At 43.7% G+C, this 16565-nt stretch carries 10 protein-coding genes; 9 read left to right on the plus strand and 1 reads right to left on the minus strand.

The genetic code is table 11. The features are described 5' to 3' along the window. Nucleotides 1-54: 54 nt before the first annotated feature. The 6 genes from BFS30_RS00330 (at nt 55) to BFS30_RS00355 (ending at nt 13104) form a co-directional block, all read left to right on the plus strand. Nucleotides 55-3102: a SusC/RagA family TonB-linked outer membrane protein gene (locus BFS30_RS00330; RefSeq protein WP_083251880.1), complete on the plus strand. Its 3048-nt coding sequence runs from the start codon at nt 55-57 to the stop codon at nt 3100-3102. A 16-nt stretch (nt 3103-3118) separates the two neighbouring features. Beyond that, nucleotides 3119-4513, plus strand: a complete 1395-nt coding sequence (locus tag BFS30_RS00335) for a RagB/SusD family nutrient uptake outer membrane protein (protein ID WP_167353109.1) — start codon at nt 3119-3121, stop codon at nt 4511-4513. A gap of 66 nt (nt 4514-4579) precedes the next feature. Next, nucleotides 4580-7783: a SusC/RagA family TonB-linked outer membrane protein gene (locus tag BFS30_RS00340; RefSeq protein ID WP_069377452.1), complete on the plus strand. Its 3204-nt coding sequence runs from the start codon at nt 4580-4582 to the stop codon at nt 7781-7783. Nucleotides 7784-7785: 2 nt separating this feature from the next. Continuing rightward, nucleotides 7786-9390, plus strand: a complete 1605-nt coding sequence (locus BFS30_RS00345) for a RagB/SusD family nutrient uptake outer membrane protein (protein WP_237028682.1) — start codon at nt 7786-7788, stop codon at nt 9388-9390. A 15-nt stretch (nt 9391-9405) separates the two neighbouring features. Next, nucleotides 9406-10689 (plus strand): hypothetical protein, encoded by a 1284-nt coding sequence (locus tag BFS30_RS00350; protein ID WP_157262837.1) that lies wholly within the window; start codon nt 9406-9408, stop codon nt 10687-10689. A 3-nt stretch (nt 10690-10692) separates the two neighbouring features. Then, the gene (locus BFS30_RS00355) at nt 10693-13104 is read left to right on the plus strand and encodes a chondroitinase-B domain-containing protein (RefSeq protein ID WP_237028683.1); all 2412 of its coding nucleotides are present in this window, start codon (nt 10693-10695) and stop codon (nt 13102-13104) included. Nucleotides 13105-13173: 69 nt separating this feature from the next. Here BFS30_RS00355 and BFS30_RS00360 read toward each other — a convergent pair whose 3' ends face one another. Beyond that, nucleotides 13174-13929, minus strand: coding sequence for a FecR family protein (locus BFS30_RS00360; RefSeq protein ID WP_157262838.1), 756 nt, complete (start codon nt 13927-13929; stop codon nt 13174-13176). Between the two features lie 198 nt (nt 13930-14127). Here BFS30_RS00360 and BFS30_RS00365 point away from each other — a divergent pair, with 198 nt between their 5' ends. Genes BFS30_RS00365 through BFS30_RS00375 form a run of 3 tightly spaced genes read left to right on the plus strand, consistent with a single transcriptional unit; the run spans nt 14128 to nt 16550 of the window. Continuing rightward, nucleotides 14128-14715 carry a porin family protein gene (locus BFS30_RS00365; RefSeq protein ID WP_069377455.1) on the plus strand — a complete coding sequence of 196 codons (588 nt, stop codon included), beginning with the start codon at nt 14128-14130 and terminating at the stop codon, nt 14713-14715. Between the two features lie 28 nt (nt 14716-14743). Beyond that, on the plus strand, nt 14744-15820 hold the full coding sequence (locus BFS30_RS00370) for a sensor histidine kinase (RefSeq protein ID WP_069377456.1): 1077 nt from the start codon (nt 14744-14746) through the stop codon (nt 15818-15820). Beyond that, the gene (locus BFS30_RS00375; protein WP_069377457.1) at nt 15807-16550 is read left to right on the plus strand and encodes a LytR/AlgR family response regulator transcription factor; all 744 of its coding nucleotides are present in this window, start codon (nt 15807-15809) and stop codon (nt 16548-16550) included. The genes BFS30_RS00370 and BFS30_RS00375 overlap by 14 nt, the downstream gene beginning before the upstream one ends. The last annotated feature ends 15 nt before the right edge of the window (nt 16551-16565 follow it).

Raw genomic sequence — 16565 nt, forward strand, 5'->3', positions numbered from 1 at the left:
AATAGGGATTTTACCTGTAGGATACCACCTGAACCAAATATAAATCGACTAAATATGAATTCGAAAGTTTACTTACGAGGTATGCTCCTCCTTGTCATTTCCTGTTTTCTGATTTTGAAACCGGCATTTTCTCAAACCAAAGTAACCATCCAGGGTGTTGTAAAAGATGAACAAGGCGGAATCCTGCCAGGTGCTTCTGTTACTGTTGCCGATAGCAAGCAAGGAACAGTTACAGATGATAAAGGAGCCTTTTCCATTACTGTAGACGCCGGAAAAAACCTCCTGATCAATTACCTGGGCTATCAATCAAAAACCTATCCGGTTAGCAAAACTGAAACCATTACTATCGTGCTTGCCGCACAGGAAAACACGATGAATACCGTGGTGGTAATTGGCTACGGCACACAAAAGAAATCATCCGTTACCGGCTCTGTAGCCAGGCTGAGTAATGATAACCTGAACCAGATCCCGGTATCCAGGGCAGATCAGGCACTGGCAGGAAAACTGGCGGGAGTACAAATTCAAACCACCGATGCCACTGCAGGTGCGGCCCCGGTGATCCGGATCCGTGGTGCAGCCTCGATCACTGCCGGCACCAATCCACTGATCGTTATAGATGGTTATCCGGTTCCTACCGATCTCTCTTCTGTAGACATGAACAACGTAGAAAGCATTGAAGTCTTAAAAGATGCGGCTTCTGCGGCAATCTATGGTTCCAGAGGAGCAAACGGGGTGATCCTGATCACTTCCAAATCAGGAAAAAACGGAAAAACTGTAGTGGGTTTAAATACCTCAGCAGGATTTAAAGAAGTATACCGAAGATTAGACTTCCCTACCCTTTCCCAATGGTCTGAGCATGTAAAGTCTGTGAACAATGGGGTCTTATCTCCTGAGCTGCTTGCCGCTCAGCAATTTGATGTGCCTACAGATCCACAAGACATTGTTTTCAGAAACGGGTCTTTTCAAAACGCACAGGTGAATGTAAGCGGAGGAACGGAAAAGGTAAAATATTACGTTTCAGGTGAAGCCCTTTTTGATAAAGGCGTGATCGCTACCAACAATTACAAGCGCTATGGCGGACAAGCTAACATTGACATCACTCCTAATAAAAAATGGAAGATTGGTCTGAGCATCACCCCTTCTTATACCTTGCAGGATGCTCCCGTGTATAAAGTGCATGACCTGCTCAGGAGCTTTGCCACCTGGCTTCCACTTTATGCCACACAAAATATTTCTGATGCAACGGGATTACCAGTTGGCAACATCGTTCATCAAAGGGCCTTCGATCCCGCCACCAATCCCCGCTATAAAGGGATAAATTTATCCGCTACCGCAAATAACAATGGTTACAGCAATCTGTACGGCATCAACAACCGCATTTCCATTTCCAAAACACTGGCCAATGCCAATGTCCAGTATAACTTCTCCGAAGCACTTTCTTTAAAGGTATCCGGGGGTGCTTTTATCAGCAATTCCAGGAACGACTTTTTCCAAAAATCATGGGCCACCAGAGATCCTTTTTTACAAGGCGCTGCAGTGGCACAGGCCTCCACCAAAGGAAGTCTGGCCAATAGTGAAACCATAGATTTACTGAACGAGAACATCCTGAACTATACCAAAAGTTTTGGCAAACACGACCTGAATGTGATCGCTGGTTTCACTGCACAAACCACAAAAATCACGAGTAGCAGTGCCTCGGCCACCAATTTCTCCACAGACGAAATTCCAACCTTAAATGCAGGAACCATGAGTTCCTTAACCTCCAATATAGAAAAAAACGCTTTGGCCTCTGTACTCTTCAGGGCCAACTATGCTTACGACAATAAATACCTGATTTCCATAGGCTCCAGATGGGATGGCAGCTCCAGATTTGGCGCAGACAACCGCTGGGGATATTTCCCTTCTGCTTCCATAGGATGGCGGGTAAGCAATGAGAATTTCTATGACAGGGATGCTTTTGTAAACGACCTGAAAATCAGGATGAGTTATGGAGCTACCGGAAACAACAATATCGGCAACTACCGGGCATTTGCCAATGTAAATACTGTAGGGGCTATCCTTGGAGATGCCACCAGTCTGGGTTTTAACTCCAGCTTTTACGACAATCCAGATCTGGGATGGGAACGCAGTTTCAGTTTAAACGCGGGAGTAGATATGGCTTTTCTGAAAAACAGGTTTACCTTGACCGTAGATGCTTACCGCTCAACGACAAAAGACCTGCTTTTCTTCCTGCCCATCAATACCATCACCGGAAGTAATGGCGTATGGACCAATATAGGTGAAGTTCAAAACCAGGGTTTGGAAATAGAATTAGGAGCTAAGATCATCGACAATGAAAGTTTTAAATGGAACCTGAGCGCCAATGCAGCCACCAATAAAAACAAGGTTAAAGCTTTAGGAAACAGCAATTCCATCATCAGTATCGGAGATCCTAAAAGACTCAATTATTTCCTTGCCCAGGTGGGGCAGCCGCTGGTTCAGTTCTATGGATATGAGTACGACCGCGACATTGAAGTTGGCGGAAGCTACTGGCCTACCAATGTGCATTCCGACAGGATCATTGCCAGAGATATGAATGGAGATGGTGTAGTTAACGAACAAGACCGCGTAGTGCTGGGGCAACCGACACCTAAATTCACCTGGGGCTTAACGAGTAACCTCAAATACAAAGATTTCGACCTGAGCTTCGTCTTACAGGGATCGCATGGCGCAAGTGTATTTAACGCAGATCCGAATTATTATGAAACCCAGTTTTCGGCCACTGGAACTTCCGCTTACCTGAGCCTGCCGAAAGATCTACAGGCGAAAACGAAATACAAAACGGAGAGCAGGTATTCCATTGAAGATGCGTCATTTATCGCTTTGAGAAGCCTGAACCTGGGCTATACCTTAAACGCAAAATGGCTGAGCGCCATTAAAGCGAGCAACCTGAGGGTCTACGCTTCTGCGGCCAATCTATGGTACAAATTTGCCAAAGGATACTCCAGCTACAATCCTGAGGGCGTTAACGAATATACCGACGATCCGTTAAAAAACGGTTACCAACGCGGTTCGGCACCGATTACAAGAAACATCACATTTGGTATCAATGCTAATTTTTAAATTAAAACTTACTCCAATGAGACATCAAATATTCCTGGCGCTTATGCTGATCTTAAGTTTTAGCAGCTGCAAAAAATTCCTCAATGAACAACCGATTTCCAACCTGATTGAACAGAACTATTACCGGAACACAGAAGAGGTGGAAGCAGGTGTGATTGCCTGTTATGACGGACTTCAAAAAGTATACGATATTGAATTTAAACTCACCGAGATCAGGGCCGACAATACTTCCGGCGTTTCCCTGGAAGGCGACTGGGGGGCCATCAAGTTTTTCAGGGATGCCCCTTCCAATTTCTTTGTCCTGGATTACTGGCAACGGACCTATAATACCATTGCAAGGTGCAACCTGGTCTTAAAGTACCTGGATAATGTAACAGATCCTGTCAAAAAGAAATCTTTTGAAGGAGAAGCGAAATTTATCCGTTCCCTGATGTATTTTAACCTGGTGAGGCTATATGGTGATGTTCCGCTCCTGACCGCAGCGATAAAGTTCGATGATTTTGAAAAGTTTAAGCGCATCTCTAAAACAGAAGTTTATAACCAGCTGAAAACAGACCTGCAAACCGCAGTCGCTTCCTGCCCTGTTTCCTGGCCGAACAACCAACTGGCCAGAGCAACAAAAGGAGCCTCACAGGCTTTACTGGCTAAAGTATACCTGACTTTAAAAGATTATCCAAATGCAAAGTTGCAGCTGGACCCTTTGGTAGGCAGCAATTTTAAAGGCAATACTTATCAGCTTAACCCTTCCTATGCAGCAATTTTCGCCAGCACCTCAGAGATGAGCAAAGAGATTCTTTTTGCCGTTCGCTATAAAGCCAGTGCCAATGGAGAAGGAAATTCCTTCTCTTATGAATATTCCAATAACGGCGATGCCAGAAATGTAAAAGCCTCCGCTCCTTATCAGGCGCTATTTGAAACGGCAGATGTCAGGAAAGCAAGCACCTTTAATGCAACGAACGGGTTGTGTACAAAATTCCTGGACCCTACCGCTCCTCAGCGGGATGCAGGAAATGATTTCCCGGTTCTGCGTTTTGCAGATGTGTTGCTCATGTATGCGGAAGTCAACAATGAATTGCTTCCCGCACCAACCAATGAGGTGATTGATCCATTAAATGAAGTGAGAAACAGGGCTTCAGCAAGTGTGTATATGGCCGGCATGCTCAACAACAAAGAAACCGCCAGGGCGGCCATCTTCAAAGAACGAAAACTGGAATTTGGTTTTGAAAACCAACGTTGGTATGACCTGGTAAGAATGGAGGAAAGCAATACCATTTCCATCCTGAATGCTTACCTCAGTGCAACCGGTAACCCAGCCATTACCGTTCCGGCTTTCCGACTGATCTTTCCGATTCCACAAACTGAAATAGACCTGAGTAAGGGGAACCTGACACAGAATACAGGTTATAATTAACAGCGTACCGGCGGTAATTAGCCGATCATAAAACGAGCAACCGAACCAAATATAAATTAACCAGATATGAATTTTAAAGTTTTGTTACGAAGCATAGGGATGGTGATGATCTCCTGTTTCCTGTTTGCAAATACAGGCTGGTCGCAAAGCAGGGTAAAAGTGCAGGGTGTGGTAAAATCCGCAGCCGGCGAAACTTTACCAGGTGCATCTGTAACGGTAAAAGACACCAAACAAGGCGCAGTGACCAATAACAAAGGAGAGTTTAGCATCACTGCAGAGACTGGAAAACTACTGCTCTTCAATTACCTCGGTTTTCAGCCTCAGGCTTATGTTGTGAAAGCTGCCGAGACCGTTACCATCACCCTTCAGGAAATCCCGAATACGATGAACGAAGTGGTGGTGATCGGCTATGGTACCCAGAAGAAATCCGCAGTAACAGGTGCCGTGAGCAAGTTAAAAAATGAGAACCTGGACGAGATTCCTACCTCGCGCCTGGATAATGCATTGATCGGAAAAATTGCCGGGGTAACCATTCAGAATGTCAGTTCTGAATCCGGTGCAGAACCCATTGTGAGGGTGCGTGGATTTAGTTCGATCAGCGCCGGATCCCAGCCGCTGGTTGTGGTAGATGGTTACCCCGTTCCCGATGGTTTATCTTTTGTAAACCCTCAGGATGTGGAATCTATAGAGGTACTTAAAGATGCGGCCTCCGCAGCAATTTATGGCTCAAGAGCTGCAAACGGGGTGATCCTGATCACCACAAAAAGCGGCAATTCGGACAAACCAAGGTACAGCATCAAATCTTATTATGGTTTCAAAAAACCTTATGAGCTTAACCCGATCATGAGCATTACCGACTATACAAAAATGCTCTTTGCAGAAGCGGCCTTAAGGGAAAATGATCCTACCGTTCCTGCCAATGCAAAAAACCTGATTACCGGACCAGAAAGGGCGGCTTATATCATCGAAGACCAGATCAGCGGCATACCCACCGACTGGCAGCAGGAAGCTTTGCAAAGTGCAGGCATTAAAAACATACAGCTCGGCATTTCCGGAGGTAAAAAAGACCTGCGGTATTACATTTCTGCCAGCGGACAAAAAGATGAAGCAGTGCTGAAATACAGCGACAACAGCAGGATCAATGTTAAGGCGAAAGTGGATGGTGCATTGAGCAAGAAAATAGATTTCAGTATCAATTTTAACCCCTCTTATATTAAAACACAAAGACCGGCCGTAAATTTCACGGATTATTTCAGATTTGGGTCTTTCCTTCCGGTAAATCACAATGAATTTACCGCTGCCTATGTACGTCAAAACTCACAATGGGCCAATATCCTTCCCGGTGATTTTGTACAGGCAAGACATTTTAACGGATTGCAATATTCCGGGACCATGCCCGATGGCAGCATCTGGACAAGCACCGGCCCGGTGGAACCTTTTGCCACGAGCAACAATACCCCGGTATCAATTGCTGCAAGGGAAAACCGAGATCAGCAGACTTACCGGATGCTGGGTGCTGGGGATGTCAGCATTAAATTCCTGCCGAACCTGATCTTTAAGAGTTCCATCGGTGGATATTATTCCCAGCAGGAGAACAATACTTTCACAAAATCAAGTGCCAGAAAAGATGGAGATGTTAATGAAGCGACCATCTATACCAAAACCTATCTTGACCTCTTATTGGAAAACACGCTGAACTATAACCTCAGTAAGGGCAACCACAGTTTCAGCGGTTTACTGGGTTTCACCACTCAGCAAACACAGATCAAAGAATCCAATATGGTAGGAAGGAATTTCCCTACTGAAAATTTTGAGACCTTAAATCAGGCTGCTCAGATTGACCAGGCTTTAACCAATACGCTCAAAGACCGCATCGGCCTGATCTCTTATCTCGGTCGTTTTACTTATGATTACAAAAACAAGTATCTGCTGGCATTGAGCTACAGAATGGATGGTAGCTCCTATTTTGCTGAAGGACAAAAATATGGTTCTTTTCCCGCGGTGTCTGCCGGATGGGGAATCGGAAAAGAGGACTTCATGAAAAATGTTTCCTGGATCAGCAATATGAAAGTCAGGGCAAGTTATGGAGCTACCGGAAACAATAAAATTCAGAGTTTTGCCTTCCAGAACCTGTTATATCCGGGCAATTATTCTTTTGGCAGCGGCACAGGATCCGTAAACCTCGGCCTGGCGCCCAACTCCGATGTACTGGCCAATCCAAACATCACCTGGGAACGTACTTTTGAATTTAATGCGGGATTGGACCTGGGTTTTATGAAAGACCGTTTCGGACTTACCCTGGAATACTACAACTCAAATACGGATAAACTGTTATATAAACGTTCTACACAATCTTTCAGTGGATCTTTTGAATACTTTGACAATTCGGGAAGGATCAAAAATCAAGGTATAGAGATAGAACTTAGCTCCCACAACATCAAAAATGATCATTTTCAATGGTCTACTTCCCTGAATTTCTCTGCCAACAGGAACAAATTGCTGGAGCTTGGCGGGGAGCCTTTTCAATATAACTATGGAGAACGGAATGAAATCTATGCGGCTATTGTGGGGCAACCGGCCATTCAGTTTTTTGGTTATAAAACCAATGGAGTCTGGACATCACAAGCTCAGATTGATGAGGCAAAAGCAGGCGGACAGAGCTCTACCCTGGCAAAATATTATGCGCCAGGAGGTTTAAAATTTGTAGATGTTAATGGCGACAATAAGATTGATGTTAACGACCGTACCTCATTGGGAAGTCCTTTTCCTGACTTCACCTGGGGCATCAACAATTCATTTAAGTACAAAGGTTTTGACCTGAACATTCTGATTCAGGGCGTGCAGGGGGTAAAGCTGATCAATGGCGATGCCAACTATAACGAATCCAGGAGGTATAACGAAAACTTCAATAAAAACAGGTGGATCAGTGCAGCCAATCCCGGAGATGGCAAGACCCCTTATTATACCAACGGAGAAAACTGGTTGTTAACGGATTATGTGATTGAAGATGGTTCTTATGCAGCAATCAGAAATGTGATCCTGGGTTATACCATTCCCTCCAGGTTCACTAAAAAATTGGGAGTTACCGGCATCAGGTTATACAGCTCTGCAGACAACCTGCTGTACCTGATGGGCAAATCGTATCGGGGCATTAACCCGGAAGCAAGAGCTACTTCTTCTCAATACTCCTCTCCTTTGATTGACGGGTATCAGCGTGGAGCCTTCCCGATTTCCAGGACTTACACTTTTGGGATAGACGTTAACTTTTAATTATGAAAAACTTAAGCACATTTAAGATGAAAAAGCTGACCCATATCGGAACAGGAATTTTACTGATCATGAGCACAATGGCTTGCAAAAAGATCATCAATATTGATCCCATTTCTAATGTTGGGGTGAATGCTTTCTATAGAAATTATGAGGAAACAAAGGCAGGGCTAACCGGCTGTTATTACGGGTTGCAAAAACCTTTGGAATATGAATGGATGTTAACAGACCTGCGAACCGAAAACTCAAAACAAGGGGTAGCGAACAGTTCTGCCTCCATCAATTTTGAATTCAATGAACTGGATATGTTTACCCTGAATTCGGCGCATGATAAAGTTTACCAATACTGGTTACAGACCTATAAAAACATCAGGTCCATCAATTATGTATTGAAGAGCCTTGGCGCAAGCTATGCGGCCGGAAAAACCAGTCTGGGGGAAGGGACGGCCATCATGAGCTCAGCACAGAAAAACCAGCTTGCCGGAGAAGCCTTGTTTTTACGCGCCTACCATTATTTTAACCTGGTAAGGCTATACGGAGATGTATTCCTTGTTACTGAACCTGTAGATCCGGAACAATCAAAAAGAATCACCCGGACCCCTCTGGCAGCATGTTATCAATTGATCATTGCAGACCTGCTTGCTGCTAAAGATCTGCTTCCTCAAACGGCCTATTCGCCTACCGCCAACACAGATGTTGGGCGGGTCAGTTCATGGGCCGCAAGCGCCTTGCTGGCCAAAGTATACCTAAGCACTAAACAACCCGCAGCAGCCCTTCCCTTACTGGATGAGGTCATCAGCAATAGCGGACATGCACTACTCCCATCTTTTGGGGATGTCTTTTCCATCAATAATGAGATGAATAAAGAAATTGTTTTTGCAGTAAGGTTTAAAGCGGGAGGCTTTGGCCTGGGCAACCTGATGGCCAATAATTTTGCACCTACTTCAAGCGGGAGCGCCATTGTGAACGGAGATGGGCTTGGTTATAATTTTCCGACCAATGAGTTAGACCAAGCTTATAAAACGCCTGCTACCGGGGCTGCAGATAACAGGAAGGCAGTCACCATGGCTAAGTATTCTTCTAAATTGTACGTCAAAAAATTCATCTCTCCGGTATTGGTCAAGTTTGATGCAGAAAACGATTTTCCTGTGCTCCGCTTTTCGGACATATTGCTTATGAAAGCGGAGGCTTTGGGCTTCGGAAATTCAGCTGTTAACCTGATCAATCAGGTCAGGGAAAGAGCCGGTGCAGCTGACTATGTTTCAGGTGATTTTTCTGCCGGATTTTATAAGTATCCCCTGGATGCCAGCAATCCAAATGCATTGACAGATGAGGCCCTTTTTATCAATGCTTTGCTCAACGAAAGAAGACTGGAATTTGCTTTTGAAAATCAGCGGTTCTTCGATCTTTTGAGAACCGGGCAAGCCATTAAAGTCATCAAAAATCACTTTGCTTTAGAGTTTGACAGTCATTATAAAGCCTACCGCCCGGCATTTACCCTTGCGGAATTACAAGCCAACCTGACCGAAGAAAAATTGTTGCTGCCCATTCCACAGCGGGAACTGGATGCCAACGATCAGATTAAAATCATTCAGAACCCAGGGTATTAACCTTTAACAATATTGATGATGAAGCATAGCTTTTTAACCATTGCAGTTTTGAGCAGCATGTTGCTCTATAGTTGCAAAAAAGATAAAACGGCAGTCAGCAGCCCGGATACGATAAGCACCAGGGATTTTAGCTATAATATAGCGACCAGACAGATCAGCCCTGATGCAGAAATTAACGGGGAACTGAATTCCCCTGCAGGGATCAAACTCATCTATTATTACCTGGTACGGAACAACATTCCCGATTCTCTGGTCCATATCGGAACTCCTGCCGAAGGAAGTAGAAACAGTTACAAATTCAGTATCCCCACAGGCAATTTTGGAAACGCAAAAATGAACCAGGTAACCGGAATAAAAATGATGGTAAAACACCTGGACAACACTTCATTTGAGGGCTTCATAAAAGTCACTGCTTTTACGCCCCCTCTTCCAAAAATAGAAGACACTCCGGTAAGCCTGATTCCTGATGCCAATGGAAAAATTCACATTAGTGGAAAGGCCAGCTCTGAAAATGGCCTGAAACTGATCGAGATTTACGATGATTTTGAAGGCACATTTGCACTGGCCGGCAAAATCGATCTGAGTCAGAATGAAAAAGTTTATCAGTTAAATTATGAGTATAGTTATCGTAAAAATGCAGGTAAGCTCAAGATTGTGGCCACTGATCATTTTGGATTAAAAGCCGAGGCTTTGATCAGTATTCCTTTAAAATCATACGCACTTTATCAGGACCTGACGATGATGGCCAATGGAACCGCTTCTGCTCCATCCGGCAGTAGTTTCTTTATCGGGGAAACTGGTTCCGTTCTGGGCAGCTGTAACATCAGCGGACAAGAGCAAAAAATTGATTTCGTGACTTATTGCTCCTCTACGACCGCTGTATTTACCCTGTATAGCCCTGGAAACACGACTACCATCGCCAAAAACTATAAATGCGGGGCAATCATCTGGGAGCCAAATGCAACCGACCTTAAAGCCAGCAGGTTCAGGGTACTGATTCCGGGAATAGCCGCAGCAGACCGCATCTATACCGCTTATAATGGCAATACGATCACCGATCTTAATGATCAGTTTTTTGAAGGAATTGCCCTTCCGGGCAGCAGTACCGCAAAGTTCGACGCAGCAGTTGCGAACCAGGCAGCAAATACCTTTAACCTGACCGCGGCCTATCTGCTTTGGATCAGGGTACCAAAAGCCGATGGCAGTTTTGTGAATCAATTGCTAAGGGCAAAAGAGGTCATTATCGGCTCTACGCCTGCCTTATCAACGATTAAGTTTGACATTTTAGTTTCCAGATAAGCCATGAAAACATATCTTTTATCTTTTCTGTTGTGTTATAGTCTAATCTTATTTCCTGGTCCCGGGATAGCAGGAGCATCTTCCCCGATGGCAAATGCTTTCCTCCGGTCCGGGAATCATCTTGTCCCTGTAGTTCCGGATAACCCTATAATTGTAGATAGTCCTGAAGCGTTAAAAGCAGCTCTGGCAAAGGCCAGTCCAGGAGACATCATCCTGTTAAAAGATAAAGAGTGGAACAATGCAGCGCTTCGTATTCAGGGAAATGGGACCGCCCAAAAGCCCATTTTCATCATGCCTCAGACACCTGGCGGAGTGACCTTTACGGGCCAATCTTTTGTACAATTGGGCGGCTCTTATCTGGTGTTTAAAGATTTTCATTTCAGGAATGGCTACAGCCCAAAAAGAGAAGTTATTTCTTTCCGCATCAACAATGAGATCCTGGCCAATCATTGCAGGGTAACGGGGATAGTGATCGAAAATTATAGTCAGCCGGAAAGGTTTAAATCCGACAGCTGGATTACTTTGTATGGCAAACATAACCGTATTGACCATTCCACTTTTGTCAACAAGCTCAATTCCGGACCGCTGATCATTGCCGAACTCGATGACGAACGTAGTCAGCAAAACGGGCATAACATAGACAGTAATTATTTCAAAGGCCGGCAGCGGTTTGGTTCTAACGGCGGAGAGACCATCAGGATTGGGGTTTCCAGATATTCGTTAACCGCTTCCAGAACCAATATTGTCCGCAATTTCTTTGAGCGATGCAATGGAGAAGTAGAGATTGTGTCGATTAAATCCGGAGAAAACAACGTCAGTTTCAATACCTTTCTGGAATGCGAAGGAGGACTGGTTTTAAGACATGGTTCCGGCAATGTAGTGGAAGGGAATCTTTTCCTGGGCAACAACAAACCTTTTACCGGCGGTGTCCGTGTCATCAATCCTAAGCAGAAGGTAATCAATAACGTATTTTCTGACCTTCAGGGTGTAAATTTCAGGTCTGCACTGGCCGTATTGAATGGTGTTCCCAATTCCTTAATCAACAGGTATTATCAGGTAAAAGATGCCCTGATAGAGCGAAATACTTTTATCAACAGTGCCAGCATTCTATTTGGAGCTGGTAAAGATGCGGAACGCAGCCTTGCACCGGAAAATGTATCCTTTAAACACAACCTGATCCTGAGTACCGGAACAGCGGTTTATACCAATGCCAATACCGGAAACGGGATTGTCTTTTCAGATAATGGACTGGAGAAAAGTTTCAAAGGAGAAGTGCCTCAGGGCTTCAAAATCATGAAAACCAGCACCATAAAAATCAATGGTTTTTCATTGCCTTATCACCCGGATTACGGCGCTGATATCAGGAAACTACCCTTGATTAAAAAAGAAAACACCGGTGCTTCCTGGTATCATCCTGAACCGGACAAAGCCATCAGGAAAGCCATGAGCTTCCGGGTCAAATCCAATCAGAGTCAGACTTTACCTGCGTTGCTTAAGCAAGCCAATGCCGGTGATACGATTGTCCTTTCCGAAGCAGGAAATTATAAGATATCAGCAGAGCTTTCGGTAAGCAAACCGCTGATGATCATGGCCGCTCCCGGATTAAAAAGCAGACCCGTATTGGTCGGAACCTCCACAAAATCAATGGATGCTTTTATCAGCATTGAAAACGGAGGAGACCTGCTGGTCAAAGGCATTGCTTTCAAAGGAACTTACGAAAGTTTTCCTGCTGTTGATGCCGGCATCCGTTCTACAGACCTGCCCATGAACAGACCTTACCGCCTGGAGATCAACAATTGCGAGTTCTATGATTATAATGAAAGTTCGAATGCAGGCTTTAAAGCCTCAAAAAGCACCCTGGCAGACAGCCTGGTGGTACTCAATTCCATTTTCCACCATATGTCTGGTACCGGGATTGATCTTTCCTCCGAGAAAGATGATAAAGGGATGTACAATGCAGAATATACCGTGATCAAAAACTGCACATTCAGTAATTTACTCGGTGCTGCCATAAACATCTATCGCGGAGGAAATGACGAAAGCACCTTAGGTCCGTTTGTGACCATAGACCATTGCACATTTAACGAGGTCGAAAACAGAGAACAGGGAACAGTGGTCAGGCTGATTGGCGCCCAACAGACTTCCCTGACCAACAGTAATTTTTCCTATTCCGGACAAGGGGGAAGATCGGTTTTATTTCAGGAATACCGCTGGGACAATATCCTGGTAGATTACTGCAATTTCTATGAATCAGGAAAGGTAGAATCCTTTTACAACAAAGCTTCGGGTGCTCACATTTACCAGTTGAAACCGGAGTATAAAAATCCGGAACAGTTGAATTTCGAATGGTCGGGAAACGCTCCTTTATCCAATCATCAAACTCCTGTTGGAATTATCGCCTATGATCCTGAATAACACGATCCGCAATAGAATCCGGTTTCCGCACTGCAATTACCTTCGGGTAACTGTAAAACATGAATAAAATCAGTTCGCCTCAAGAATGGCTTTTCCATCTTCAATTTTAAAATCGCAATGGGCACTTAAACACAATACTTTCAACACACGTTCCAGAGGTTGGTTCGTAAAATCTGCAGAGAAGTTATGGTTCAGCTTCTTTTCACCGATTATTTCAAAAGGAACACCATACCAATCTTCGAGGATCTCAAGTACTTTAGGGAAACCAACATTATTAAATTTAAGCTGTCCCATCAGCCAGGATTGACGTTCTGTAATAGCATATTTTTCTTTTTCCATGAGATCGACTGTTCGGTTTAGCATCACCATTTCTCCGGGCAAGAGGAATTCCGCCTTATTATCTGACTCAGAGTGATAGGATTTCTCTACTTTCAAGTTGCCTGCAGTAACCTCTATTTGCCGACCGGATTCGTGAGGATAGGCTCTTGCAAAAAAAGAGGCACCCATTGTGCTTGCCTTAATATCAGTAGATTCAACTACAAAAGGAAATACGGAACCCGGCGCAACAGTAAAAAAAGCGGCCCCGAGTAAGATGACCTTTCTGCTGTCTTTGTGATAACCATGAGGAACTTTAAGGATACTGTTTGAATTCAGGAGCACACTGGAACCGTCGGGAAGTTTTAGGCTTAACCGGTGTCCGGGACGCGATTGATAAACCTGATATGCACCATCATCTTTGCAGCCTGAAGGAATAACCAGTACCACAAATATCAGGAATAGCATCAGTCTTTCAGCCCATAATGGGGTATGTATTTTTATGGTCACGACCGCAATCTACCATTCTAATCCTTCAACATGAAATATTTCTCTTAACCGTCATCATCATTTTACCTGCCGTCAACGGGATCATGCCTTTCGTCAAATACTTTTCCCATCAACAGGGATTATTCGCCCTTTTGCAGCCAACAAATAAAAATCAATAACACCGGTGGTTCCCTGGAACTGCCAGCAACATTAAAAAAAATGAAAAAACAATTTCTTTTACCTCTGATTGCATTTACAATGATGGCTACTGCAGCCTCTGCTCAAAAAAATCCTTTCCATATTGGTCTTAAAGGAGGAGCCAATTTCAGTAAGTTACCTATTTCTTCTGAAGGCATTTCGTCCAAATATGCGACAGGTTTTTCAGCCGGTGCTTTTACAAGAATCGATATTTCTAAAGTTTACGTTCAGGGAGAGCTGTTGTTCAGCAAAAAAGCCAGTAAGTTTAATTCCGACTTATTAAATGATCAGAAAGTGAGCTGGTCAAGTATTGACGTACCGGTATTGGTAGGTTATAAACTGCTCAACATGGATTTACTGAATGTAAGAATTTTTGGTGGTGGTGTTTATTCTTATACCATCAATGAAAAAGCATCTCTTTTCAAACAGATAGACAATTCTTTTAACAAATTCGACAAATCAAATATCGGTTACCAGGTTGGTGCAGGAATTGATGTAGGAAAGCTTACTTTTGACCTGAGATATGAAGGTGGATTATCAAGCGTTAGTAAACAGTTTAAATCCCGCCCTAACTCCTTTCAGGCAAGTGTAGGATTTATGATTTTCTAAACCCTTTGATCTAGCTTATTTCATCAGCATGAAGAAACCCGTATTTGACAAACATTTCTTTTTTATAGCAGGATTCTGGATCCTGCTTACCATTACTCTGATTGCACAAATCAGCCGGGATTACCCTACCGCTTATGTCGTTCTCCCTTGCTTGCTAATCATTGGATGTGCCATGCTGATTTCTTATATTTTCAGTAACAAGATTCTTCCGAATGCTTTTATAAAGGGAAAAACACCTTTGTTCGCGATGCAGAGTTTCAGTGTTATTGTATTGCTCACCTTTGTCATTGCAGCTGTGAACTACATGACATTTCTGAAGTATGGAGCCAATTATACACCCAGCGACTTGTCTTTAATAAAATCACAGAACTCTTTTTGGTTTTTATTTTTCACAAGTTCCCCGGCCTCCTTATTGATTTTAGGATCAGTTTGCGGGTTCAAATTTTATCAGCGGCACAACCAGATCGAACAGCAGCATAATTTATTAAAACAGGCTCACATGGAAGCACATGTTCGTATCTTACAGGATCAGATCAATCCGCACCTTATGTTTAATGTGCTGAACCATATCCATATCCTGATGAAAAAAGATGTGGATTTAGCCTCAGTGTTGCTGGTCAGATTTTCGGATATTCTGCGATACCAGATCTATGAATGCAATAGGGAAACTGTGACACTGGAAAAAGATGTAAAATACCTTAAGGACCTGGTTTCTGTAGAAAAAATACGATGGGGAGAGGAACTGGATGTCAAATGCGAATGGAATATTGCTAACGGAAAGAGGGACATTGTCCCTCTTTTATTGGTTCCATTTGTAGAAAATGCATTTAAGCATGTGTCCCGTTTACCCTCTTCCAAAGGCTATGTCCACCTGGAATTAAACCAACACGAGGAAAACCTCCGCTTAACCATTGAGAATTCAAACTCCACACAACCAACAAGAAAGAATAGCAGCAATAGCGGACTTGGCCTGGAAAATGTTCGTCAACGACTGGAGATTCTCTATCCGGAGCATCACGAACTGGAAATTACAAACACTGGCACTATTTTTAAAGTTGTACTCCATATTAATTTAGAAAAGAAAGCAAGCTATGCAGAGCAATAAAACCACTACAGAATTACCCCTGCAATGTCTGGTCATTGATGATGAACCTATCGCAAGAACAGGGATCATAGATTTTATTGATCAGGTGGATTTTCTTCAGGTGGCCGGCTCCTGCTCAACCGCCATGGAAGCTTCAGACTTCATCCATAGTAATCCTGTGGATTTGTTGTTTCTGGACATTAATATGCCTTATCTTACTGGTCTAGAGTTATTGGAGTCTATGGAAAATCCTCCATTAACCATCCTTACGACTGCCTATTCAGAACATGCACTGGAAGGATACCGATTGCAGATTGTAGATTACCTGTTAAAGCCCATCACTTTTCAGCGCTTTCATCAGGCGGCAACAAAAGCAAGGCAACTGCACCAGATGCAGCGCTTGTCAAAACAAGCCCCCACCATAGATCCTTTCCTTTTTGTCCGCCAGAAAGACAGCTTTAAGAAAATTCTCTGGGCTGATATTTTATATGTAGAAGGCATGCAGAACTATGCCAAGTTAAAGTTCAAAGATCAGGAGCTGATCATTCATCAGACTTTAGTCTCCCTTGAAGAGATCTTACCTGCTGATCAGTTTTTCAGGATCCATAAATCTTACCTGGTCAATATCGCGCATATAGATGTGGTATCGGGTGGACGAATATTCATTGATGGTCATGAATTGCCCATATCCCGACACCGCAGGGAAGAACTGCTGAAAGAAGTCGTTTACAATAAGCTCATCAGCCGATAAGCATGTTCAAACAGA

The organism is Pedobacter steynii (genome assembly GCF_001721645.1).
Lineage (GTDB): Bacteria > Bacteroidota > Bacteroidia > Sphingobacteriales > Sphingobacteriaceae > Pedobacter > Pedobacter steynii_A.

Bases quoted from the DNA above. Each gene is read 5' to 3' on its own strand.
- BFS30_RS00340 (WP_069377452.1), top strand. From the start codon at position 4,580: ATGAATTTTAAAGTTTTGTTACGAAGCATAGGGATGGTGATGATCTCC.
- BFS30_RS00355 (WP_237028683.1), top strand. From the start codon at position 10,693: ATGAAAACATATCTTTTATCTTTTCTGTTGTGTTATAGTCTAATCTTA.
- BFS30_RS00370 (WP_069377456.1), top strand. From the start codon at position 14,744: ATGAAGAAACCCGTATTTGACAAACATTTCTTTTTTATAGCAGGATTC.
- BFS30_RS00365 (WP_069377455.1), top strand. From the start codon at position 14,128: ATGAAAAAACAATTTCTTTTACCTCTGATTGCATTTACAATGATGGCT.
- BFS30_RS00345 (WP_237028682.1), top strand. From the start codon at position 7,786: ATGAAAAACTTAAGCACATTTAAGATGAAAAAGCTGACCCATATCGGA.
- BFS30_RS00335 (WP_167353109.1), top strand. From the start codon at position 3,119: ATGAGACATCAAATATTCCTGGCGCTTATGCTGATCTTAAGTTTTAGC.
- BFS30_RS00330 (WP_083251880.1), top strand. From the start codon at position 55: ATGAATTCGAAAGTTTACTTACGAGGTATGCTCCTCCTTGTCATTTCC.
- BFS30_RS00375 (WP_069377457.1), top strand. From the start codon at position 15,807: ATGCAGAGCAATAAAACCACTACAGAATTACCCCTGCAATGTCTGGTC.
- BFS30_RS00350 (WP_157262837.1), top strand. From the start codon at position 9,406: ATGATGAAGCATAGCTTTTTAACCATTGCAGTTTTGAGCAGCATGTTG.